This is a genomic window from Arthrobacter sp. zg-Y20, from assembly GCF_030142075.1.
In the GTDB taxonomy this organism is placed as follows: domain Bacteria; phylum Actinomycetota; class Actinomycetes; order Actinomycetales; family Micrococcaceae; genus Arthrobacter_B.
This window is the reverse complement of the sequence record NZ_CP126241.1, coordinates 1,792,163-1,813,713: the sequence shown is the minus strand read 5'-3', so window position 1 is coordinate 1,813,713 and position 21,551 is coordinate 1,792,163. Positions and strand designations below refer to the sequence as shown.

Sequence of the window (21,551 nt, the reverse complement as noted above, 5' to 3'; positions counted from 1 at the left end):
TGTTCCTGCGTGTGCTTTTCCTGCACTTACAGATAGGGCACAGCGGCTTTCCCTGCCACTGTGCACAAAGGCTGCTCCGCAGCCGGCATTTCCAATCCATGGAGCCATGAGGACACTTCTTCCGTGAAATCGCCCGAGACCTAAGTATCTGCGTCCCTGCAGGGACGCAACATAACATAATTTGTATCACATACCTGCGTATTCCACGGCACAGACCGGGTAGGCGCGGAAGACTACCCGAGCGACACCGTTCCACCCTGAACATGCCACCGCGTGTCGAGGCGGACGTTTTCCAGCAGCCGCCGGTCATGGGAAACCAGCAGGAGAGCGCCCTCGTAGCTTTCCAAGGCCTCTTCCAGCTGCTCGATGGCGGGCAGGTCCAGGTGGTTGGTGGGCTCATCCAACACCAGGAGGTTCACGCCGCGGGCCTGCAGCAGGGCCAGCGAAGCGCGGGTCCGCTCGCCCGGAGACAGCGCATCGACCCGGCTGGCAACCTGATCGGCCTTGAGCCCGAACTTGGCCAGCAGGGTCCGGGCCTCCGCAGAGGACAGCTCCGGAACGGCCGCTTCGAAGGCGGTGCCCAGCGCCTGCGCCGGGTCCAGCTGCCCGCGGCCCTGGTCGATTTCCCCCACCGCAACAGAGGTACCCAGGGAGGCAGTCCCGGCGTCGGGCACCTCCCGGCCCAGCAGCAGCCGCAGGAGCGTTGATTTGCCGGCGCCGTTGGGACCCGTGATGCCGATCCGCTCCCCGGCGTTGACCTGAACGGAAACCGGACCGAGGGTGAATCCGCCACGGGTCAATGTGGCCTCGTTCAGCGTGGACACCACCGAACTGGAACGCGGGGCGGAACCGATACGCAGTTGGAGCTGCCATTCCTTGCGCGGCTCCTCGACCTCGTCCAGGCGTGCGATCCGCGATTCCATCTGCCGGACCTTGCGGGCCTGCTTTTCGGAGGACTCGGTGCTTGCCTTGCGGCGGATCTTGTCATTGTCCGGGTTCTTCTTCATGGCATTGCGCACACCCTGGGAACTCCATTCCCTGGTGGTGCGTGCCCGGGACACCAGATCGGCCTTCTTGTCGGCGAACTCGTCGTACGCTTCCCGCGCATGGCGGCGCGCAACGGCACGTTCTTCCAGGAACGCCTCATAACCGCCCTCGTAGACCGCCACGCTGTTCTGCGCCAGGTCGAGCTCCACCACCGTGGTCACACAGCGGGCCAGGAACTCCCGGTCATGGGAGACCAGGACAACGCCGCCGCGCAGCCCGCGGACAAACTGTTCCAGCCGCGCCAGTCCGTCAAGATCCAGGTCATTAGTCGGTTCATCCAGCAGCACCACATCGAAACGGCTCAGCAGCAGGGCCGCCAGTGCCGCCCGGGCCGTCTGCCCGCCCGAAAGACCGGTCATCTCGGCGTCCAGCCCAACGTTCAGTCCCAGGTCCGCAAGGACAGCCGGGGCCCGGTCCTCCAAGTCCGCGGCGCCGGAGGCCATCCAGCGGTCAAAGGCCGCGGCGTAGGCGTCGTCGGCACCAGGGATTTCCCCGCCCAGGGCGGCCGCCGCCGCTTCCATGGCTTCCGTTGCCGCTGCAGCGCCGGTCCGCCGGGCCAGATAGGCGCCCACGGTTTCCCCGGCCAGCCGCTCGTGTTCCTGCGGGAGCCACCCGACAAAGGCGTCCGACGGCGAGGTGCTCACCGTTCCCGCCTGGGGTACCGCCGCCCCGGCCAGGAGCCGCAGCAGGGTTGACTTGCCGGCACCGTTGGCCCCCACGACGCCCACCACGTCGCCCGGGGCGACCGTCAGTGAGAGGTGTTCAAAGAGGGTGCGGTGCGCATGGCCGCCGGAGAGGTCGCGGGCGACAAGGGTTGCAGTCATACCTCCATCCTATTTTGTGCCGGCACTGTTTCCGTCCGGGAGGGCAGCGGTATGGTGGCTGGATTGCCGCCGCACCAAAGGACTGCCATGACTGCCATGCATCCCTCGGGCCCCGGGGCCCTCCGGCTCATATTCCCCCAGTGGCAAGGCGCTGCCGGCGCCGGTGCCGTCGGCTCGCTGCCGGCGGGCCAGCCGCACCAGACCCAGCTGTCCTACCATCTGGGCCCGTCGCTCCTTGAGCTGCTCTCCCCCGAGCATGACGGACCCACGGCTTTTGTACCCGTCAGCACCGACACCTCCGAAGCCGCCGTCGAAACGGTGGACGGCATCTACGCCCGGTCTGCTGTGCTCCTGCAACTCCAGGAAGCCGTGCGGGTGATGCAGGAAGCGGATCCGCAGTCCGTGGTGACCTTCGGCGGCGAGTGCTCGGTAAGCGTTGCGCCGTTCAGCCATCTGGCCGCCCTGTACGGGGATGACTTGGCAGTGCTGTGGGTGGACGCGCACCCGGATACCGGTATGCCGGGCGACGGCTACACCGGCTTCCGGTCCATGTCCCTGGCCACCCTTGCCGGGCTGGGCGACCCGGAGTTCCTCGCCGCGCTGCCGGCGGTGGTGCCTGCGGGCAATGTCCTGCAGATTGGGCTGCGGGACTGGCAGGACCCGGGGATCGAAACGAAGCAGCGGCTGGGTATACGCAGCGTGGGAATCACTGACACCCCCGAGGACACCCGGCGGATCCTGGAGTGGCTCGCGCTGACCGGGGCCACCAAGCTGGCCATCCACGTGGATCTGGACGTCCTTGACCGGCGGGACTTCGCGGACAGGACAGGCTCCGGAACCCGCGGAGTCCGCGTTCCGGACCTGCTGCGCATCATGGATGCCGTGGGCGAGGCAGGAGAAATTGTCGGTCTGTCCCTTGCCCAGCATGCACCCCTGGAACTGCTCCGGCTGGGTGGGCTGCTGCGGGATCTTCCCGTCTGACCTCCCCCGGCTCAGCGGTAGCCGCAGTAGCCGTTCCAGGCAAGCCGGCGGGCGCGGTGCGGATCCGGAACGATCAGGTCCGTGGCGTCGAATACCTTGGTGGTCCGGCTGCGGCTGTCGTAGCCCGGCCACAGCGGGCCCGGATGTCCGGTCCGGGCGAAACGCAGTAGCGCCCCGCGGAAACGGTCCCCCACCGCAACGGCTGTGGACTTGCCGCCGGCCAAGGTCAGGAACCGGCCCGGCCCGGAGTCGTAGTTGCCGAACACCGCTGGGATATCCAGTCCGTGCGTGGCGCCCACGCCCAGGATCCGGGCCATCGTCGGGGCGTAGTCGAACCGGTAGGACCATACGGGGGCATGGGCGCTGTGGGCCTCTGCGACTTGGACGCTGGGCAGCCAGAAAACAGCGTCCCCGCCGACGTCGACCGCCTGGTGTTTGCCCGGGTAGCCCGGGTAGGCCGCCAGCACCTGGTCCTGCAGCTCCGGCGCGGTGCGGGCGAACATCTTCTCGATCCGATCCGGCTTGGTGGGGAGGATGTCTTCGAACCGGTCGAAAAGGGCCCCTTCACGGGACATGTTGCCGATGACCAGCGGCACGGGATGCGCTTTGCCCGTGCGGAACGCCTCGAGAGGATGCAGGGGCAGGAAATGCCCGTCCACCACCGGCGCCACGGCCCGCGTTCCGGGATCCGCCTCCGGGGCTATCCCGCGTGTCAGCCGCTGGGTTGCTTCCACCAGGCGCTCGGCCGGTATCCGGGCCAGCGCATCCGCTGCCCCGGCCTCGTCCACCCCCAGCAGTTCCAGCAGCGAAGCCGCCCATTTTTCCGGCAGGCCCGGTCCGTAGGCAGTGGCGGGCGCTGAACTCTGGGCGAATGCCCGGTGGAAAAGCCCCCGTGCGGACGGTACGCACATCAGGGCGGTGATCGACATGGCGCCGGCGGATTCGCCGAACACCGTGACGTTGCCGGGGTCACCGCCGAAGCCCGCTATGTTCCGCTGTACCCAGCGCAGGGCCGCCACTTGGTCCGCCAAGCCGAGGTTCACGTCAAAGGCCCGCTGTGCTGTCGAATAACGGCGGAAGTCCATAAACCCCAGGGCACCCAGCCGGTAGTTCATGCCTACGTAGACCACGTCGCCGCGAAGGACCAGGTTGGTGCCGTCATAGGCGGGGGCCGAGGCGGCGCCGGAGGTGAACGCTCCCCCGTGGAAATAGACCAGCACCGGGCGAGGTGCTGCCGGTTCGGGGGGTGCCGTTACGTTGATGGTCAGGCAGTCTTCATCCATGCGCGTCTTCGGGCCGGCCCCAAGTCCGGTGCGGCTCCGCACCTGGGGCGCCGCAGGCCCGTACCGTGTTGCGTCCAGCACATCGTTCCACGCCGCCGCCGGCTGGGGCAGGCGCAGGCGGCGTTCCCCGGTGGGCGGTGCCGCGTACGGTATCCCCCGCCAGGAACGCACACCGCGAAGGATCGTGCCGCGCACCAGCCCTTCCGTGGTCGCAACGGTCAGGTTCGGTTGAGCCGTAGTTATTGACACAGCTTTCCTTCCGCGGGTGTTCAAGGCACCGCGATCCTATCCGCGCCGGCCAAGCGCGGGCTACGGCTGCACCCCCTTTCCGCTGGCAAATGAGCTAAGCCGAGGGCGGACGCACCCGGCCCCACTCCGCAAAATATCGACAGCATGCTTATGGTGGAGGAACCGTAATCAACGAAAGGAATGTCGAATGTCACGCATCGCCATTATCGGAGGGCACGGAAAAGTCGCACTGCACCTCGCCCGCCGGCTTACCGCATCCGGACACCAGGTCAGCTCGCTCTTCCGCAATCCGGAGCACACCTCCGACGTGGAACAGACCGGGGCCGACGCGGTGGTCGCCGACGTCGAAAACCTCTCCACGGAACAGCTCACCGAGCTGCTGAACGGGGCCGACGCCGTCGTCTGGACTGCGGGTGCAGGCGGCGGCAGCGCTGAGCGCACCTACGCCGTCGACCGTGATGCCGCCATCCGCTCCATGGACGCGGCCGAGGCCGCAGGTGCCCGGCGCTATGTGATGGTTTCCTACTTCGGGGCCGGCAAAAACCACGGCGTTCCTGAAGACGACTCCTTCTACTCCTACGCCGAGGCCAAGGCGGACGCCGATGAACACCTCAAGGCCAGCAACCTGGACTGGACAATCCTCGGTCCCAGCGCACTGACCATGGACCCCGGAACCGGCCGGATCGAAACCGGGCCGGGCATCACCGGCGGGCAGGTCTCCCGCGAAGATGTGGCCCAGGTGGCCGCCGAAGTCCTGGACCGTCCCGCAACCATCGGCCGGACGATCGAGTTCAACAACGGCCCGACGCCGGTGGCAGAGGCCCTGGACTCCCTCGCCTGAGCCGGGTCTCTCGCTGGCGTTGTGCCGGCGGAACCGTCTAAAGTCCCGAACACCCCCCATCCGAAAGGAACACCATGAACCAGCCGGAGCAGCAGCAGGAAGTACCGGGAACCCAGAAGGAGATGACGCCTGTCCCCGACTGCGGTGAAGAAACCTACCGCGGAAGCGGCAAGCTCACCGGCAAGGCAGCGGTCATTACCGGCGGTGACAGCGGGATCGGGCGCGCCGTGGCCATTGCCTACGCGCGCGAGGGCGCCGACGTGCTGATCTCCTACCTCAGTGAGGACGAGGACGCCCGCGACACTGCGCGCCTCGTGGAGGAAGCAGGACGGAAGGCAGTCCTGGTCCGCGGGGACCTGGACACTGCTGAGCAGTGCCGGAAGGTCATCAGCACTGCCGTGGAAGAGTTCGGCAAGGTGGACATCCTGATACACAACGCCGCCTTCCAGATGGACCGGGAAAACATTGAGGACATCCCGGACGAGGAGTGGGAGTACACCTTCAAGGTCAACATCAACGCGATGTTCTATCTGGTGAAGGCCGCCCTGCCGCACATGGGTCCGGGGTCCTCCATCATCGGCACCTCGTCCGTCAATTCGGATATGCCGGTACCCACCCTGGCACCGTACTCAGCCACCAAGTCCGCCATTGCCAACTTCTCCGCGAGCATGTCGCAGCTGCTTGGCGACCGGGGAATCCGGGTGAACAGCGTGGCTCCGGGACCCATCTGGACCCCGCTGATCCCCGCCACTATGCCGGCGGACAAGGTGGGTTCCTTCGGTGCGGACACCCCGCTGGGGCGTCCCGGCCAGCCCGCTGAACTGGCGCCGGCCTACGTGCTGCTCGCCTCCGATGACGGCAGCTACATTTCAGGTGCCCGGATTGCCGTTACCGGAGGAAATCCCATCCTCTAGTTCCGGCGGCCGCTGAAAGCCGCACGCAACCAAAAGGACCAGCCGTGCAAACCGCACGGCTGGTCCTTTTCTTGGCACGCCCGGAAAAGCTAGCCGGTGATCTTGTACTTCTCCCGGTCCGCGGCATCCAGGACCCGCTGCTCTTCCAGGGCCATGGCGCTGCCGCCGCGGCTGCGCGGCATCCACCATGCACCGGGTTCGGCAGCCACCGGGTAGGTGTCAATGCAATGGTCTATACCGGCCTGCAGTTCCTCCTGCAGCCGGAGGGTCTCCTGTGCCACGTCCACGTCGCCGTCGAGACGGATCATTTCGCCCACGTGCACGCGCACCGGGTTCTTCCAGACGGACTTGAAGCTCGGCCCGTGCCCGCGGGTCATCATGCGGTGACCGCCCCACACGGAGACGGGAATGATGGGCACGCCCGCTTCGGCGGCCATGCGCACCGCACCGGTCTTCAGCTCGCGGACGGTAAAGCTGCGGCTGACGCCTGCTTCGGGCAGCACCGCGAGATAATCGCCGCCGCGGAGCTTTTCAACCGACTCCGTATACGCCGCTGCGCCGTCGGCACGATCCACAATGACGTGCTCGCACCAGTCGCATACAGCCTTCACAAAGGACTTCCTGGCGGCCTTCTTAGTGACCAGGAAGCGCATGTGGACCTTGAGCTTGCGCCACACCAGCAGCTCTGCGAAGGCGAAGTCCAGATAACCGAAATGCGTGATGGCTACTACTGCGCCCTTGCCGGGGACCACTTTCCGGTCCAAGCCGCGGATTTCCTCGTCCATCGGAAGGTTCTCCAGCCCGGACGGGATCACCGGGACAGAGAAAATGGCGCGGGCTGCAAGCCCCGTAAACACGATGCTTCGGTACACATACTTGTTGGGGGAACGCTTGGCAGGCAACGTCGGCTCCTGAGTTTGGGGGGAAAATCGGGGCAGGCAATAAAATCCTACCGTGGAGACGCCGTCCCCGTTGCCGATCCCGTTGCCGCCGGCCTCCTTTCGTTGCCCGCGGCTCCCCCGCGGCTCCGGGGAGCAGACGGGAGCCGTACGGAGGGCTATCTTTTGAGCCATGGCCATTCGCGGGAAAGCCACGCCTGCCTCGGATCCCGCCGCCCTGGAGGATGCACGCCTGGGCAACGTGGACTGGATGCTGCATCCCCGGGGGTCGGTCCGCTCCAGCTTCGACGCCCCCAGCGGTTCCCTGGCGGCACTGAGCATGGGCGATCCGGAGGATCCGGCAGTGGTCCTGGTGCCCGGGGCCATGGGCTCGAAAGAAGATTTCTCCCTGATGCTCCCCGGGCTGGCTGCTGCGGGGTACTTCGCCTTCAGCTTCGATCTGGCCGGCCAGTACGAGTCGGCCGCCGCCGGCCCCGAAAACCTGGACCCGCCGCGCAGCCGGTACGACTACGACCTGTTTATCGCGGACCTGCTCGCCGTCCTGGCCGTCCACGGACCGGCGCACGTAGTGGGGTACTCATTCGCCGGCGTCGTAGTCCAGCTTGCGGCGCTGCAGCGGCCGGACCTGTTCCGCAGCATCACCCTGCTTGGCTGCCCGCCGCGCGGCGGGCAGAGTTTCCGGGGCGTCAGCCGGATCGGCTGGCTCGCTCCGCTGGTCAGCGACCGCCTCAGCGCCGACTTGATTGTTTGGGGCGTGCGGCGCAACTTCATCCGGGCCGACGCCGGGCGGATGAAGCTGGTCAACCACCGGTTCACCGTCACCCGGCGGGACTCCGTCCGGGACATGGTGGGGCTGATGCGCCATGCCCCGGACCTGCGGGCCGCCCTGGGGGCGTCCACGCTGCCGAAGTTCGTCGCCGTCGGCGAACATGACGTGTGGCCGGTGCGGCTGCACCGCGAATTTGCCGCGAGCATCGGCGCCTCGTTCGCCGCCTACGGCAGCGGGCACAGCCCGTGCGAGGAATCTCCGCACCAGCTCACGCGCGACCTGCTGCGGATGTACCGGTCCGCGGCGCCGGGCACGCCGTGAACTCCGCAGCCGGCTCCGCACCGTCCGCCGGTACCGGCGGCGTTCGCGCAGGCGGCGCAGCGGCGGTTCGCCGCGGAAATCCACTTTGAAGGTCACGTACGCCATGGCCACCCGGCGGTACACGTCTGCCCAGGTGTACAGCGGCCGCGCGGATACGCCCACCCGCAGGTGCCGGTCCCAGCGGACATCCATCTCCGCCCGCACCTGGTACCCCAGATCCAGGTCGTCATGCACGGGAGGGGCGCCGCGGTGCACCCGTCCGCGGAGGCGGGACCACATGCTGCGGTGGAAGCCGAAGTTCGACCCGAACAGCGGCGGATGCCCCATGAGCAGGCGCATGGACCACCTGTAGCCGCCGATATACAGATTCTGCGCAACCCAGCGGATCAGTGAGCCGGAGCCGTAAAAATCGCCGGGCCCCGTGACCGCGGTGTTTTCACCGGCGTCGAGCATGGCCGCCTCCAGTTGCGCCAGCCATGACGGGGGCGGCACCGAATCGGCATCGAGCCGGGCCAGCCATTCCCCGTTTGCCTCATCGAATCCGCGGAAGGTTGCCGCAGCCACTCCGACGTTGGGCTCATAGACGCGCCGGACGCCTGCGGCACGGCAGACGGCCGCGGTGCCGTCGGTGCTGGCGTTGTCCACCACCACAATCTCATCCGGTACCCGCGTCTGCTGCGCCGGTGCCCGCAGGCAGACGGCGAGCATCGCCGCGTCATTGCGGGCGGGAATTACCACCGAGATAGTCGACATCTCATCCTGACGGCCCGGTCCGGGTGGGGCTTTGTCGATTCTGCCACGCGCAGTGTCCACCGGCACGTCACAGGGCTTAACCCGCGGTAATGCCGGGCCACATTCCTTGGCTGCGGGAAACCTGCGGAACTAGCGTTGCTGAACCGCGGCGGATACCCGCCGCAAAAGGTTCTTCCCCTAGGAGCAGTTGCAATGCTTATTTCAGGCCTGCTGGTTGGCGTTGCCCTCGGTTTCGTGATGCAACGGGGGCGTTTCTGCGTCACCGGAGCGTTCCGGGACGTGTGGGTCACCCGCAGCACCCGCTGGCTTACGGCCTTCCTGGTGGTGGTGGCCGTGCAGAGCGTCGGCGTCTTCGCCCTCGACGCCGCCGGGGTCATCAGCCTCTCCGCCAACGCATTCCCGTGGCTGGCCACGATTATTGGCGGGTTTATCTTCGGTTTCGCCATAGTGCTGGCCGGGGGCTGCGCAACCGGCACCTATTACCGTGCCGGTGAAGGGCTGGTGGGCAGCTGGTTCGCCCTGGCCGCCTATGCCCTGTTCGCGGCCATCATGAAGACGGGCCCGCTGTCCGGCTTCAACACGGCCATGCGCTCGGTGACCGTGGAACAGAGCAACTTCTATTCGGTGCTGGGAGTATCACCCTGGCTGTTTGTGGCCCTGCTGGTCGCCGGCGTCGGCCTGGCGGTCCGCCACCACCTGCGCAAGCCGAAGATCCGCCTGGCATCGCTGCCTCCGGCGAAAACCGGACTGGCGCACCTGCTGTTCGAGAAGCCGTGGAACGCCTTCGCCACCGCTGTAGTGATTGGCCTGATCGCCATTGCCGCGTGGCCGCTGAGCTGGGCCACCGGCCGCCAGGACGGGCTGGGCATCACGACGCCGTCCTCCAAGCTGGTGGGCTACCTGGTCACCGGTGATCCGGAACTGGTGGACTGGGGTGTGTTCCTGGTGATCGGCATCCTGCTTGGCTCCTACATTGCGGCCAAGGGCAGCGGCGAGTTCCGGGTCCGCGTGCCCGACGCCGCCACCGTCCTCAAGAGCTTGGGCGGCGGTGCCCTGATGGGCATCGGTGCCGCGCTGGCCGGCGGGTGCACCATCGGAAACGCCATGGTGCAGACCGCGCAGTTCAGCTTCCAGGGCTGGACGGCCCTGGTCTTTATGATCCTCGGCACCGGCCTGGCCGCGAAGCTGACCATCCTCAACCGCCGCTCGGCGCCTGCTCCGGCCCGCGTGCCCGCCGGCGTCTAACCCCACCCCCGCAAGAAGAAAAGGAACACCACAATGGCTCAGGTCACCCTGGAAACCAACGGATCCGTCTGCCCCTTCCCGCTCGTGGAAGCAAAAGAGGCTATGAAGTCGCTGAACACCGGAGACGAACTCGTGATCAACTTCGACTGCACGCAGGCTACGGATGCCATCCCCCGCTGGGCGGCGGAAAGCGGCTACCCGGTTACGGACTTCGCCAAGACCGGGCCGGCAGAATGGTCCATTACGGTGCAGAAGGCCTAGCGGTATCAGGACCTGATGATCCGCAGCCGCTGCGCTTCGGCAATCGCGGCCGTCCGGTTATCCACCCCGAGCTTCCCGTAAATGTGCACGAGGTGCGTCTTTACCGTTGCCTCGGAGATGAACAGCTGCCGCGCAATGGCGCGGTTTCCCAGCCCCGTGGCCAGCAGCTCCAGCAATTCGAGCTCACGGCTGCTGAGCGCTGCAACCGGGCTGCGGAGCCGGCCCATCAGGCGGGCTGCAACCTGCGGCGACAAGGCAGTCCGGCCTTCCACCGCTGCCGTCACGGCGGCGCGAAGTTCGTCCGGGTGTGCGTCCTTGAGCATGTATCCGGCTGCGCCGGCCTCGACCGCCGCGAGAATATCTGCGTCCGTGTCATAGGTGGTGAGGATCAGCACCGGCGGGCCGCCCGCTGCCCTAATCGCACGTGTGGCGGTGACCCCGTCCATGCCGGGACTCATCTGCAGGTCCATGAGCACCAGGTCCAGGGGCGTTCCGAGAGCCTCCTGTTTCCGGACCTCCTCCACGGCCGCCGCGCCGTCGGCTGCCTCGGCTGCCACCGTCAGGGAATCGGAGTCTTCCAGCATGGCCCGCAGCCCGGCCCGTACCACGGGATGGTCATCGACCAGCAGCAGGCGCAGTTCCGCCGCCGTCATGTTCCGGACCTCCGGCGGAGCGGAAGGCTGATCGCCACCACGGTGCCCTCTCCGGGAGCAGACTCCACGCTCAGCGTTCCGCCGAGGTCATCAACCCGCTGCCGCAGTGAAAGCAACCCGAAACCGCTGCCGTCCGCGCGCGGCACCTCCGGAAGCAGGGCCGAATCGAAGCCGGCGCCGTCGTCGAACACGTCCAGTGTCACGGCGTCATCGCCAAAATTCAGGGTCACTACCGCGTGTGACGCGCGGGAGTGGGACAGGACGTTGGCCAGCGACGCCCGGGCGGCCCGCAGCAGCGTGGTTTCATCTGCTTCGGTCATAGCCCTGGGTTCCCCGTCCACGCGCAGCGTGCACTCCAGGACGCGTCCGCCTGAGGCTGCCTGCCTGGATACCTGGGCGCACAGGCGTTCCAGTCCCGCGGTCAGCGAGCCACCGTCTCCGGTGGCGGCAAGGCCGCGCACAAACCTGCGGGCCTCCGCCAGGTTCTGCGCAGCCGTCTCCTGCACCGTGGCCAGGCGTTCCCGGGCAAGGCCGGTGTCTCCGTTGTCCATGGCGGTGCCGGCGGCACGGGACATCAGGACAATGCTGGAGAATCCCTGCGCCAGGGTGTCATGGATTTCGCGTGCCAGCCGGGTTCGTTCGGCAAGCACTCCCGCATCATGCTGGGACAGGGCTAGCTCGCTGCGGGTGCGTTCCAAGTCCTCCAGAGCGCGTTGCTGACGGACGCTTTCAGCGTGCAGCGTTGAGTAGGCGGATCCCATGACTACGGCAAAAAGGGCGCCGATCAGCGGGCCAAGGACGTCGGCGAATGTGAACATCCCCGTGTGTGCCCAGCGGGCCACCGTCACGGCCGCCGCCATGCACCCCACAGCGACCAGGGCCGGCCGGGTCCGCAACAGGTGCAATGCCAGGAAAAACAGCGGAAATGCCAGCCAGGCGAAATCCTCGCTGACCACCAGCAGAACAAGCCACAGTCCCGTTACCAGCGCCAGCCAGCCTGTGCCGTACCGTTCCGGGTCCGGGCCCAGGCCCTGTGCTGCGTACCTCTGCTCGGCCACCGTGCCCGCCAGGTAGACGACGGCGAGCAGCAGGCTGCCGGTGTAGGCCGCAGCAAGCAGCGCGGTACCCGGGCGATCCAAAGTCAGCTGGAACAGCGCCAGGGCCAGCAACCCAGCGAAAGCTACGTGCAGCGCCACCCGCAGGAACCGCAGCACGGTGCCGGACGGTATGGCCGGGGCCCCGCTGCCCCGGCTAACCGTGTTCGACGTGCTCATGCACCCAGCCTAGGCGGGCGCGGAAGCACAGGCATCAACCAATCGGTTGAACGGGGGATCATCCGCCCGTCCGCCGCAGATCAACCACGCCCCTGATGGTTTCAGGTTCCCGCTGCCGGAGGGTTGAAGAGTAAGCATTCCCGGCCGTTTCGACGGCCATCTGACAGGAAGGAAATCACCCGTGTATCTGGCATTGAGGGACCTCCGGTTCGCCAAAGGGCGGTTCGCCCTCATGGGCAGCGTCGTCGCCCTGATTACCCTGCTTCTGGTGCTGCTCTCCGGCCTGACCGCCGGACTGGGCAACCAAAACACCGCCGCTATCAAGGGCCTGTCCTCCGCCGGGGCGGACACGGTGGCCTTCGGTGCACCGGCCGGCACCGACCCCAAGGTGTCCTACACCGAGTCTTCCGTCACGGCCGGACAACTCGCCAGCTGGCGGGCGACCCCCGGAATTGACCGGGCCGAGCCTCTGGGTATTGCCCAGACCCGGGTCCTCGGGGGATCCAGCGCCAACGTGGCACTCTTCGGGGTTGAGGAAGGCAGTGTCCTGCCGCCGGATCCGGTCCGGGACGGTGAGCTGCTCCTGGATTCCGAGACTGCGGGGTTGCTGTCGGTCGAACCCGGCGACGACGTCCGGGTGGGCGGGGAGGTGCTCCGGGTTGGGGCACCTGTTGAGCCCACGTATTACAGCCATACCCCGGTGGCGTGGACGTCCCTTGCCAGTTGGCAGGACGCGTCGCATGCGGGCAGCACCACAGATGCAGAAGACAGCCCTGCAGCCACCGTGATTGCGGCAGCGGGCACAGACGACGCGGCAGCAATCGCGGACCGCACTGCTGGAACGGTTTCCACGGACGTACGGGGCTCGTTCAGCGGGCTGGGTTCCTACAGCTCGGAGAACGGTTCGCTGGTGATGATGCAGGCCTTCCTCTATGGCATTTCTGCCTTGGTGGTAGTGGCTTTCCTTGCCGTCTGGACTATCCAACGGACCCGTGACATTGCGGTGCTGAAAGCCCTCGGCGGAAGTTCCGCCTACCTCATGCGCGACGCCCTTGCCCAGGCCGGAATCATCGTGGCCTCCGGAGCCGTCGTCGGGGGGCTGCTGGCTGTGCTTGCCGGCACGCTCGCGGGCAGCGCCGCCCCGTTCCACCTCACCCTTGCCACGGCGCTGCTGCCCGTGGCGGGCATTGTCCTGCTTGGACTGGCCGGGTCCGCGGCGGCCGTACGCAGCGTCACGAGGGTGGACCCGCTGACGGCACTCGGCGGCAACTAGGCCCGCCCGGTCGGACCAACAGCCGCTTCCCCTTCCCCACTTCAATCAAAGGAGCACACAAGCCATGTCACACTCAGCCCCTGCAGGAGCACCGGCACCAGCGGCACCGGCACCAGCCGCACCGGCAGCGCCGGCGGCCCTGGAGCTTCAGGCAGTCACGCTGGAGTACCCCGACGGCGGCGGTACGCTCAAGGCGCTGGACAACGTCGATCTCCGGGTACCCCGGGGGCAGATCCTTTCCCTCGTCGGACCCTCCGGCTCGGGAAAGTCCTCCCTGCTGGCCGTCGCCGCCACACTGATCGCCCCCACCAGCGGGACCGTCACGGTAGCGGGAACCGACGTCGGGGACCTCAACGACGCCGGCCGGACTGCCCTGCGGCGCAGCGGGGTGGGGATTGTTTTTCAACAACCCAACCTCCTGGCCTCACTGACCGCCGCGGAGCAGCTGGTCATCACTGACCGGCTGCGGGGCAAAGCCGGTCCGGCTTCGGAACGGCGCGCGTTGGAACTGCTCGAACTCGTGGGCCTGGCTCACGAAGCCGGAAAGCGTCCCCACCAGCTTTCCGGAGGACAGCGCCAGCGGGTGAACATCGCCCGGGCGCTGATGGGCAGCCCGTCGCTGCTGCTCGTGGATGAACCAACCGCTGCCCTCGACACTCAACGGTCCGAATCGATCGTGCAGCTCCTGGTGAAAGTGACCCGGGAATTCGGGCTGGGCACCGTGATGGTCACCCACGACACAGGATTCGTCCCGTTGACGGACGCAGTGGCGGGCATGGTGGACGGGCGTCTCGGTGCTCCCGCCCACCCGGAGTCCCTCTAATCCTTCCGGCGTGCCCGGCTGGGCTGCACCCGGGGCGGCTCACCGGGCATTTTGGGATAGTCCGGCGGGAACGGCAGCTCGCCCAGCCCGTTGGACACATCCCGTTCCCACCATTGGAGCAGGACGTCGATGGATCCCGGGTTCCGGTACATGTCCGCCCACGGGTCTCCTACCGTGCGCAGCCGTTCCGGAATGGTGGCGATGGTGAAGTCCGCCGGATGCACGTGCTCCAGTTCGTCCCAGGTAATCGGGCAGGAAACCGGTGCATCCGGCAAGGCCCGCGGACTGTAGGCACCTGCCATGGTGCGGTCCCGGTTGGCCTGGTTGAAGTCCACGAAAACGCGCTCTCCGCGCTCCTCCTTCCACCACGCCGTCGTCACCTGCTCCGGCATCCGGCGCTCCACCTCCCGGGCCGCGGCGATCACCGCGTGCCGCACCTCCAGGAACTCATGCTCGGGCCGGATCGGGGCGAAGAGGTGGATGCCGCGGTTGCCCGAGGTCTTGATGAATGCCTCCAGGCCGGCCTCGGCCAGGATGGTGCGCAGCTCTTGGGCCGGGCGGACGGCGTCGTTGAAATCGGTTCCCGGCTGCGGGTCCAGGTCTATGCGCAGCTGGTCCGGGTTGTCCGTGTCTTCCGCCCGGGACGGCCACGGATGGAACACCACGGTGTTCATCTGCACGGCCCAGACGGCGGCGGCCGGCTCGTCCAGCACCACCTGCGGATGGGACCGGGCGCTGGGGTACTTCACGGTGACCCCTCGCATCCAGTCCGGCATGCCGCGCGGCGGGTTCTTGGAGAAGAAGACTTCGCCGCCGATGCCTTCCGGAAAGCGTTCCAGCGACACCGGCCGGTCGCCGTTGGCGCGGATGAAGGCCTCGCCCACCTCGGCCATGTAACGGGCCAGGTCGAGTTTGGTGATACCCGGCTTGGGCCAGAGCACCCGCCCCGGACTGGAGATGCGGACCTGCCGCTCCCCTTCCGGACCGGGAACGGTCAGGGTGGTTTCCTCACGTGCCATGGGCCTGCTTCCCCTCTAAGGACCTGTGATCCACGAGGTTACCGTGTCAGGCGGCAGGAACGCCCAGCTTGGGATCCACCGGTGTGCCGGGGCGGACATTCTTGCGGCCGTGCACAAAGTGGTACAGCACCGTGGATGCCAGCACCACGGCGGCCAGCACCCAGTACATTCCGTGGTACCCGGTAACCGGCAGGAGCATGCCCAGCAGCAGCGGCCCCACGCCAATGCCAGCGTCCATGAGGATGAAGAACGTGGAGGTGGCCAGCCCGATCCGGTGCGCCGGTGCCATGCTGACGGCGATCGCCTGGGCGCACGGCATCAGGGCGCCGAATCCGAAGCCCAGGAAGATCCCGGCCACGGCCAGAACGGCGTTGTTGGGTGCGTAGGCCAGCAGGGCCAGGCCGGCGGCGAAGGACACCAGCGTCGGGTAAATCACGGCATTGTCGCCGTGGCGGTCCTGGATGCGTCCCACAAAGAGCCGGGACACCAGCACCACCGCGGCATAGACCACAAAGAAGAGGCTGGCACCGAGGACCAGGCCCTCGGACTGGGCGTAGGAGTTCAGGAAGGACAGGACCCCCGCGTAGGCGGCGCCGGCTATGAACATTACGGAGGCAATGGACAAGGCTCCGGGATCAATGATGTCCGTCAGGTGCATCCGCCACTTGTTCTTCTGTTCCTCCGGCGTGGGCGTGCGCTCGGGCAGGCGCAGCACCAGGGACAGGACAAGTGCGACCGCGGCGCAGGCGGTGGTGACCAGGAAGAGGGCGCGGTAACTCACCGAATCCACCAGCATGACGGCGAGGAACGGCCCGACGGCGGTGGCCAGTGTGGTCGAAATGCCGAAGTAGCCGGTGCCTTCCCCGCGCCGGTTGATCGGGATTAGCCCCATCACGGACGCGGAAAGGCTCGTGCTGGCCGCGCCGAACGCTGCACCGTGGATGATCCGCACGGTAAGCAGCAGGGCCAGGCTGCCCGCCGGGATGTACAGGAGCGCCGCCACAACGAAGACGGCCAGGCTGACAATCAGCAGCCGGCGCCGTCCGACAAAGTCGAGGAACTTGCCCGCGAAAACCCGGGCCAGCAGGGCGCCGATAACAAAGGAACCGGATGCGAAGCCGCCGGCGCTGTCCGAGGCCGCGAATTCCTCAACGGCATACAGGGCCATGCTGGTCATCAGCAGGTAGAACACCATTGAGAGGAACAGATTGGTGATGATCGCCAGCACAAATCCCTTGGTCCATAATTTCTGACCGCTGCCAGCCACTGCGTTCTCCTGTTTTCTCCGATACGCGCCGCCACCGATTGGAAGGCGACCTAACGATCTTACGCGCGGACACGGGCGCCCGGGCTGCTGCGGAAGGAAAAAGCGACGAAGGCCACAGGACTGCGGGGTAGCGGAAAAGCCATCAGGGGCATCAGGAACCACACATGTATCACTTCCCGGGCGCACCGCCACCCGGATGCGGCCCCGCAGCAGCCGGACCGAGACGGAACGGCCCGAAATTTCCGGTGCCAGAGTGACTAAACAGGAGCAAAGTAAATACCTGCGCGTAGCACACAGCGGCGCCACTCACACCCTCCAGAGAAGCTGCTCACTAAATGGTTATCCAACCGTAACCGTCTCGTATGGTTGAACGCATGCCGCTTTCTGATGCGGCTCCCCCGGGCTTGTTACCTAGCTCTGCCGCTGGTCCGGGGTCCACAGAACGCAACACCACGGCAGAGGCGGGGGAACCAATTACGGGTTCCTTGAATCCTTGGGGTTAAGCCAAACCGGATTCAATCCGGTCGGCCGGGTGACTCCCATCCGCATCCGACAGCTCACCTCGCAGGTATCGGGAGAGGTTATCTACATGTCTTTCAACAAGTCCCAGGGACGCCACCGCGCCGAGACCACCGGCGTTTGGTCCACCATCTCACTGGCCACCGCTACCCGCGGACGGACTATCGGCAGCACCGCAGCCGTTGTCGCCGCAGGTTCGGGCCTGATGCTCGGCATGGCAGCACCGGCCTCCGCCGGCGTTGTCTCCAACGACAACTACACACCCACCCAGACCACGGCACCCGCCGCACCGGTTGCTCCGGCTGCTCCGGCTGCCGCCCCCGTAGTTGAGGCTGCTCCCGTGGCCGCTCCGGCTGCCGCTTCCACCCACACCGTAGTTGCCGGTGACACCCTCGGTGCCATCGCCAGCACCTACGGTACGAGCCTGGAGAACATCCTCTCCCTCAACGGCCTGTCCATGGCCTCCGTCATCTACCCCGGTGACGTTGTGACCTTGTCCGGTGACGGCGCTGCTGCTGCCCCCGAGCTCAGCTACGCTGCCGCGTCCTACTCCACCGAGGCGTACGCCGCTCCGGTCCAGGCCGCTGCCGCCAACACCGGCGTGATCAGCACGCAGGCCACCTCCGTGACTCCGGCTCCGGCCGCTGCACCGGTGGGCGGCACCAACGCCATCATGCTGGCCTCGGCCTACTCGCAGCTGGGCGCAGCCCAGGACTGCACCGTGCTGGTTGAGGTTGCGCTCCGCGCCGCCGGCCACTCCGTAGGCGACCTTGCTCCCGCCCAGCTGGCGGCATACGGCACCCAGGTCTCCACCCCGGAGCCCGGCGACATGGTCTACTACGCCGACGGCGGCATGGGCCTGGCCCACATTGCCATCTACGTAGGCAACGGCGAAGCCATCCACAGCGGCTGGAACGGCAACCAGACCGTAGTCCAGTCCGTCAACGTCGGCTCCGGCCCCGTGTTCTACCGCGCATAAGGCTTCACCGCCCTATCGCACGGCCGGCAGGCGTTAGTCCGCTGACCAAACAGAGCGTCCGTTCCCTTCCCGGGAACGGACGCTCTGTTGTTAAGTGTCCTTGACGTTATCTGCCCAGGCCCTTTTGAATCCCGCGGACCGGAGCGGGCCGTCAGGGCACAAACCGGTATCCCATGCCGTGTTCGGTCAGCAGGTGGGCGGGACTGGCCGGATCGGCCTCCAGCTTCCGCCGCAGCTGGCCGATGTACAGGCGCAGGTAGCCGGAGTCCGTTGTTCCGGGACCCCACACGTTGTGCAGCAGGGTCTGCTGGGTCACCAGCATCCCGGGATGGGCCAGCAGTTCTGAGAGGAAGCGCCACTCGGTAGGCGTCAGCCGGACGTCGGCGCCGTCCTTGAGGCGGGCGATCCGCCGGGCGGCCAGGTCCACGCGGACCGCGCCGAACGTGATCTCGCTGGGCCCGGCGGCGGCCGGCACCCGGCGGGACAGGGCACGGATCCGGGCCAGCAGCTCCTCGGTGGAAAACGGCTTGGTCACATAGTCGTCAGCCCCCAGGTCCAGGGCGCGGACTTTGTCTGCCGGGTCCACCCGGCCTGACACCACCAGGATGGGCACCGCACTCCACCCGCGGACCGCTTCAATAACGTCCATCCCGCTGAGCCCGGGCATTCCCAGGTCCAGGACCAGCAGGTCCGGATGCGTGTCCACCGCCTTCCGGATGGCAGCGCTGCCGCTTTCAGCCGTCACTACCTCGTACCCGTACGCGCCGAGGGTGATGCGCAGGGCGCGCAGGATCTGGACGTCGTCGTCCGCTATCAGAATCTTCATCCCGCCACCGCCCGATTGGACCGTCCCGGGATGGAAACCCGTGCTGCAGCCGGCAGCGAGAGGACCATGGTCAGCCCGCCGCCGGGGGTGTCTTCGGTTTCCAGTGTTCCGCCCATTCCTTCCGTAAATCCTTTTGCCAGTGCCAGGCCAAGCCCCAGTCCGGTGGAGTTATCCGTGTCCCCCAGCCGCTGGAAGGGAACAAATATTTCCCCCTTCCGCTGTTCGGGAACACCGGGACCCGAGTCTATGACGCGGATTTCCACCCGGCCGGCAAACTCGCTGACGGACAGCACCGTCTTGCTGCCCTCCGGACTGAAACGCATTGCATTTGCCAGCAGGTTCACCAGCACCCGCTGCAGCAGCACCGGGTCAGCTGTGACGGTGCGCTGGACGGAGGGAATTTCCAGCTCGACTTCGGCGGGGCCCAGTTCCAGCTCCTCCAGTGCCGGCAGTACCGCGTCGGCCACGTCCACCGGTGCCAGGCTCACGCCCACCACCCCGGCCTGGAGCCGGCTGACGTCCAGCAGGCTCGTCACCAGGCCGGACAGCGAGGCAAGGGACTCTTCCGCCGTGGCCAGCAGCTCGTTCCGGTCCTGTTCGGACCAGGTGACGTCGGTAGCGCGCAGGCCCGTGACGGCAGCAGTGGCGGCAGTCAGCGGCCGGCGCAGGTCATGCCCGACGGCGGCCAGCAGGGCCGTGCGGACCTTGTCGGCTTCGGCCAGCGAGCCGAGGCCGCGCGCGGTTTCGGTCAGTTCCCGGTGCTCCAGTGCTGCCTCCAGCTGCGCGGTGATGACCGCCAGCAGCCGGCGGTCTGAGGCAGCCAGTTCACGGCCCCAGAGGTCCAGGAAGCCGTTCTCCCCTACCGGCAGGCGGGTGAACGCAGGGTCTTCGGGTTCGGCCTTGTCCGGCCAGTCGCCGTCGGAGTACAGATCCGCTCCGTCCACCCGCAGCCGGGCCGCGCTGACATTGAACGCCTCCCGGGTGCGTCCCACCAATGCTGCCAGGGCGTCCTCGCCGCGCAGCACGCTGCCTGCCACGGATGCGAGCAGCTCTGATTCCGAGGCGGAGCGCCGGGCGGTGCGCGCGCGCCGCGCCGCAGCGTCCACCACGTAGCTGACCAGCATCGCATTGACCACATAGAGTCCCAGCGCCAGCATGTGCGACGGCGTGGCCACCGTCACGGTGTAGAGCGGTGAGATGAAGAAGAAGTCCAGGGTGAGGCCCGAGAGCAGCGCGGCGAACAATGCGGGCCAGATACCGCCGACCAGGGCCACAAGGATCACCAGCAGCTGGTAGCTCAGGACGTCGCCGGTAATGGTTTCCGCGCTTTGGGCGGCCACCAGGGCGGCGGTGAGCAGCGGACCGCCCACCAGCGCGAAGGCGAAGCCCAGCAGGCGCCGGCGCATCGAGAGGGCGCTGCCCAGGTGCGGCAGCACCAGGGTCCTGGCAGCGGCCGAATGGGAGACCATGTGCACATCAATGTCGCCCGACTCGCGGATGACCGTCGCCCCGATCCCCGGACCGGACAGCAGGGCGGCAATCCGGGGCCGGCGGCTGACGCCGATCACCAGCTGCGTGGCGTTGACCCCGCGGGCAAAGTCCACCAGGGCCTGCGGAATGTCATTGCCCACCACCTGGTGGAAACTGCCGCCCAGCTTTTCCACCAGCGCCCGCTGGGCCGCGAGCTCGCCGGGCTGCGGGCCGCTCAACCCGTCGTTCCCGGAAACGTGCACGGCAAGCAGCTTGCCGCCCGCGGAACGGGCGGCAATCCGTGCACCGCGGCGCAGCAGGGTGTGGCCTTCGGGGCCGCCGGTCAGGGCCACCACCACACGCTCCCGCGCCTCCCATTTACGGTTGATGCCGTGCTCGGCCCGGTACCGGTTCAACGCCGAATCCACTTCGTCCGCCAGCCACAGCAGGGCCAGCTCGCGCAGCGCCGTCAGGTTCCCCAGCCGGAAATAGTTGGAGAGGGCAGCGTCCACCCGTTCGGCCGGATAAATGCACCCTTCGGAAAGCCGGCCCCGCAGGGACTGCGGGGCCAGGTCCACCAGCTCCACCTGGTCCGCCTCGCGCAGCACGGCATCAGGCACCGTTTCGGCCTGCAGGGTGCCGGTGATCTGCTCAATGACGTCGTTGAGTGAATCGATGTGCTGGATGTTCACCGTGGACAGGACATTGATCCCTGCGTCCAACAGCGACTGAACATCCTGCCAGCGCTTCTGGTGCCTCAGGCCGGGGGCATTCGTGTGCGCCAGTTCATCCACCAGCGCATAGTCGGGGCGCCTGGCCAGCAGGCCGTCCAGATCCATTTCCGCCAGGTCCAGTCCGCGGTGCGGCACGTTGATCCGCGGCATGGTTTCCAGCCCCGCGGCCAGGGCGGCTGTGCCGGCCCGGCCGTGGGTTTCCACCAGTCCCACAACGACGTCGCGGCCCTCCCCGTGGAGGCGGTGCCCTTCCTCGAGCATGGCGTAGGTTTTCCCCACGCCGGGCGCCGCCCCCAGAAATACCCTTAGTTGTCCCCGCGTCATGGA

18 protein-coding genes, 1 pseudogene and 1 riboswitch are annotated in these 21,551 nt (G+C 67.2%); of the genes and pseudogenes, 9 read left to right on the top strand and 10 right to left on the bottom strand.

The features are described from left to right. Window positions 1-233: 233 nt before the first annotated feature. Window positions 234-1,871: a ribosomal protection-like ABC-F family protein gene (gene abc-f, locus QNO06_RS08740; RefSeq protein ID WP_227911252.1), complete on the bottom strand. Its 1,638-nt coding sequence runs from the start codon at window positions 1,869-1,871 to the stop codon at window positions 234-236. A gap of 87 nt (window positions 1,872-1,958) precedes the next feature. On the opposite strand from abc-f, the gene QNO06_RS08735 reads away from it, so the two are divergent. Further along, a complete protein-coding gene (locus QNO06_RS08735; protein ID WP_227911251.1) occupies window positions 1,959-2,852 on the top strand; it encodes an arginase family protein in 894 nt (297 codons plus the stop codon). An 11-nt stretch (window positions 2,853-2,863) separates the two neighbouring features. On the opposite strand, the gene QNO06_RS08730 is transcribed toward QNO06_RS08735, so the two are convergent. Beyond that, on the bottom strand, window positions 2,864-4,384 hold the full coding sequence (locus QNO06_RS08730) for a carboxylesterase/lipase family protein (RefSeq protein ID WP_227911249.1): 1,521 nt from the start codon (window positions 4,382-4,384) through the stop codon (window positions 2,864-2,866). A gap of 187 nt (window positions 4,385-4,571) precedes the next feature. On the opposite strand from QNO06_RS08730, the gene QNO06_RS08725 reads away from it, so the two are divergent. Beyond that, window positions 4,572-5,225: an SDR family oxidoreductase gene (locus QNO06_RS08725; RefSeq protein ID WP_227911247.1), complete on the top strand. Its 654-nt coding sequence runs from the start codon at window positions 4,572-4,574 to the stop codon at window positions 5,223-5,225. Between the two features lie 74 nt (window positions 5,226-5,299). Then, complete coding sequence (locus QNO06_RS08720) at window positions 5,300-6,139, top strand: SDR family oxidoreductase (protein ID WP_227911246.1); 840 nt, start codon at window positions 5,300-5,302, stop codon at window positions 6,137-6,139. Window positions 6,140-6,228: 89 nt separating this feature from the next. On the opposite strand, the gene QNO06_RS08715 is transcribed toward QNO06_RS08720, so the two are convergent. Next, a complete protein-coding gene (locus QNO06_RS08715; protein WP_227911244.1) occupies window positions 6,229-7,041 on the bottom strand; it encodes a lysophospholipid acyltransferase family protein in 813 nt (270 codons plus the stop codon). Window positions 7,042-7,210: 169 nt separating this feature from the next. Here QNO06_RS08715 and QNO06_RS08710 point away from each other — a divergent pair, with 169 nt between their 5' ends. Continuing rightward, the gene (locus QNO06_RS08710; protein ID WP_227911242.1) at window positions 7,211-8,128 is read left to right on the top strand and encodes an alpha/beta fold hydrolase; all 918 of its coding nucleotides are present in this window, start codon (window positions 7,211-7,213) and stop codon (window positions 8,126-8,128) included. A gap of 210 nt (window positions 8,129-8,338) precedes the next feature. On the opposite strand, the pseudogene QNO06_RS08705 reads toward QNO06_RS08710, so the two are convergent. Further along, window positions 8,339-8,881 (bottom strand): annotated as a pseudogene (locus QNO06_RS08705) (glycosyltransferase family 2 protein); the annotation flags it as partial. Window positions 8,882-9,073: 192 nt separating this feature from the next. On the opposite strand from QNO06_RS08705, the gene QNO06_RS08700 reads away from it, so the two are divergent. Next, window positions 9,074-10,126: a YeeE/YedE family protein gene (locus QNO06_RS08700; protein WP_227911238.1), complete on the top strand. Its 1,053-nt coding sequence runs from the start codon at window positions 9,074-9,076 to the stop codon at window positions 10,124-10,126. A gap of 33 nt (window positions 10,127-10,159) precedes the next feature. Next, a complete protein-coding gene (locus QNO06_RS08695) occupies window positions 10,160-10,387 on the top strand; it encodes a sulfurtransferase TusA family protein (RefSeq protein ID WP_227911237.1) in 228 nt (75 codons plus the stop codon). Window positions 10,388-10,392: 5 nt separating this feature from the next. Here QNO06_RS08695 and QNO06_RS08690 read toward each other — a convergent pair whose 3' ends face one another. Both QNO06_RS08690 and QNO06_RS08685 read right to left on the bottom strand, forming a co-directional pair. After that, window positions 10,393-11,040 carry a response regulator gene (locus QNO06_RS08690; RefSeq protein ID WP_227911236.1) on the bottom strand — a complete coding sequence of 216 codons (648 nt, stop codon included), beginning with the start codon at window positions 11,038-11,040 and terminating at the stop codon, window positions 10,393-10,395. Further along, window positions 11,037-12,314, bottom strand: a complete 1,278-nt coding sequence (locus QNO06_RS08685) for a sensor histidine kinase (RefSeq protein WP_227911234.1) — start codon at window positions 12,312-12,314, stop codon at window positions 11,037-11,039. Before QNO06_RS08685 ends, QNO06_RS08690 begins: the two co-directional genes overlap by 4 nt. A gap of 181 nt (window positions 12,315-12,495) precedes the next feature. Here QNO06_RS08685 and QNO06_RS08680 point away from each other — a divergent pair, with 181 nt between their 5' ends. Together QNO06_RS08680 and QNO06_RS08675 are read left to right on the top strand one after the other, a co-directional pair. Further along, window positions 12,496-13,587 (top strand): ABC transporter permease, encoded by a 1,092-nt coding sequence (locus QNO06_RS08680; protein ID WP_227911232.1) that lies wholly within the window; start codon window positions 12,496-12,498, stop codon window positions 13,585-13,587. 64 nt (window positions 13,588-13,651) lie between these two features. After that, complete coding sequence (locus QNO06_RS08675; RefSeq protein ID WP_227911229.1) at window positions 13,652-14,410, top strand: ABC transporter ATP-binding protein; 759 nt, start codon at window positions 13,652-13,654, stop codon at window positions 14,408-14,410. Here QNO06_RS08675 and ligD read toward each other — a convergent pair. Continuing rightward, a complete protein-coding gene (gene ligD, locus QNO06_RS08670) occupies window positions 14,407-15,429 on the bottom strand; it encodes a non-homologous end-joining DNA ligase (RefSeq protein ID WP_227911227.1) in 1,023 nt (340 codons plus the stop codon). The two genes, QNO06_RS08675 and ligD, sit on opposite strands and share 4 nt — an antisense overlap. A gap of 46 nt (window positions 15,430-15,475) precedes the next feature. Then, window positions 15,476-16,696, bottom strand: coding sequence for an MFS transporter (locus tag QNO06_RS08665; protein ID WP_227911226.1), 1,221 nt, complete (start codon window positions 16,694-16,696; stop codon window positions 15,476-15,478). A 431-nt stretch (window positions 16,697-17,127) separates the two neighbouring features. Further along, a riboswitch (cyclic di-AMP (ydaO/yuaA leader) is annotated at window positions 17,128-17,281 on the top strand. A gap of 4 nt (window positions 17,282-17,285) precedes the next feature. On the opposite strand from QNO06_RS08665, the gene QNO06_RS08660 reads away from it, so the two are divergent. After that, on the top strand, window positions 17,286-18,194 hold the full coding sequence (locus QNO06_RS08660) for a C40 family peptidase (protein ID WP_227911224.1): 909 nt from the start codon (window positions 17,286-17,288) through the stop codon (window positions 18,192-18,194). 151 nt (window positions 18,195-18,345) lie between these two features. Here the strand turns inward: QNO06_RS08660 and QNO06_RS08655 are convergent, their stop codons facing one another. Continuing rightward, on the bottom strand, window positions 18,346-19,020 hold the full coding sequence (locus tag QNO06_RS08655; RefSeq protein WP_227911223.1) for a response regulator: 675 nt from the start codon (window positions 19,018-19,020) through the stop codon (window positions 18,346-18,348). Further along, complete coding sequence (locus tag QNO06_RS08650) at window positions 19,017-21,548, bottom strand: ATP-binding protein (protein ID WP_227911222.1); 2,532 nt, start codon at window positions 21,546-21,548, stop codon at window positions 19,017-19,019. The genes QNO06_RS08655 and QNO06_RS08650 overlap by 4 nt, the downstream gene beginning before the upstream one ends. Window positions 21,549-21,551: the final 3 nt, after the last annotated feature.

Excerpts from the sequence above, each read along its gene's own strand:
- QNO06_RS08720 (WP_227911246.1), top strand. The coding sequence starts at position 5,300 with ATGAACCAGCCGGAGCAGCAGCAGGAAGTACCGGGAACCCAGAAGGAG.
- QNO06_RS08710 (WP_227911242.1), top strand. The coding sequence starts at position 7,211 with ATGGCCATTCGCGGGAAAGCCACGCCTGCCTCGGATCCCGCCGCCCTG.
- QNO06_RS08660 (WP_227911224.1), top strand. The coding sequence starts at position 17,286 with ATGTCTTTCAACAAGTCCCAGGGACGCCACCGCGCCGAGACCACCGGC.
- QNO06_RS08650 (WP_227911222.1), bottom strand. The coding sequence starts at position 21,548 with ATGACGCGGGGACAACTAAGGGTATTTCTGGGGGCGGCGCCCGGCGTG.
- QNO06_RS08735 (WP_227911251.1), top strand. The coding sequence starts at position 1,959 with ATGACTGCCATGCATCCCTCGGGCCCCGGGGCCCTCCGGCTCATATTC.
- QNO06_RS08655 (WP_227911223.1), bottom strand. The coding sequence starts at position 19,020 with ATGAAGATTCTGATAGCGGACGACGACGTCCAGATCCTGCGCGCCCTG.
- QNO06_RS08685 (WP_227911234.1), bottom strand. The coding sequence starts at position 12,314 with ATGAGCACGTCGAACACGGTTAGCCGGGGCAGCGGGGCCCCGGCCATA.
- QNO06_RS08725 (WP_227911247.1), top strand. The coding sequence starts at position 4,572 with ATGTCACGCATCGCCATTATCGGAGGGCACGGAAAAGTCGCACTGCAC.
- QNO06_RS08695 (WP_227911237.1), top strand. The coding sequence starts at position 10,160 with ATGGCTCAGGTCACCCTGGAAACCAACGGATCCGTCTGCCCCTTCCCG.
- QNO06_RS08675 (WP_227911229.1), top strand. The coding sequence starts at position 13,652 with ATGTCACACTCAGCCCCTGCAGGAGCACCGGCACCAGCGGCACCGGCA.
- QNO06_RS08690 (WP_227911236.1), bottom strand. The coding sequence starts at position 11,040 with ATGACGGCGGCGGAACTGCGCCTGCTGCTGGTCGATGACCATCCCGTG.
- ligD (WP_227911227.1), bottom strand. The coding sequence starts at position 15,429 with ATGGCACGTGAGGAAACCACCCTGACCGTTCCCGGTCCGGAAGGGGAG.
- QNO06_RS08700 (WP_227911238.1), top strand. The coding sequence starts at position 9,074 with ATGCTTATTTCAGGCCTGCTGGTTGGCGTTGCCCTCGGTTTCGTGATG.
- abc-f (WP_227911252.1), bottom strand. The coding sequence starts at position 1,871 with ATGACTGCAACCCTTGTCGCCCGCGACCTCTCCGGCGGCCATGCGCAC.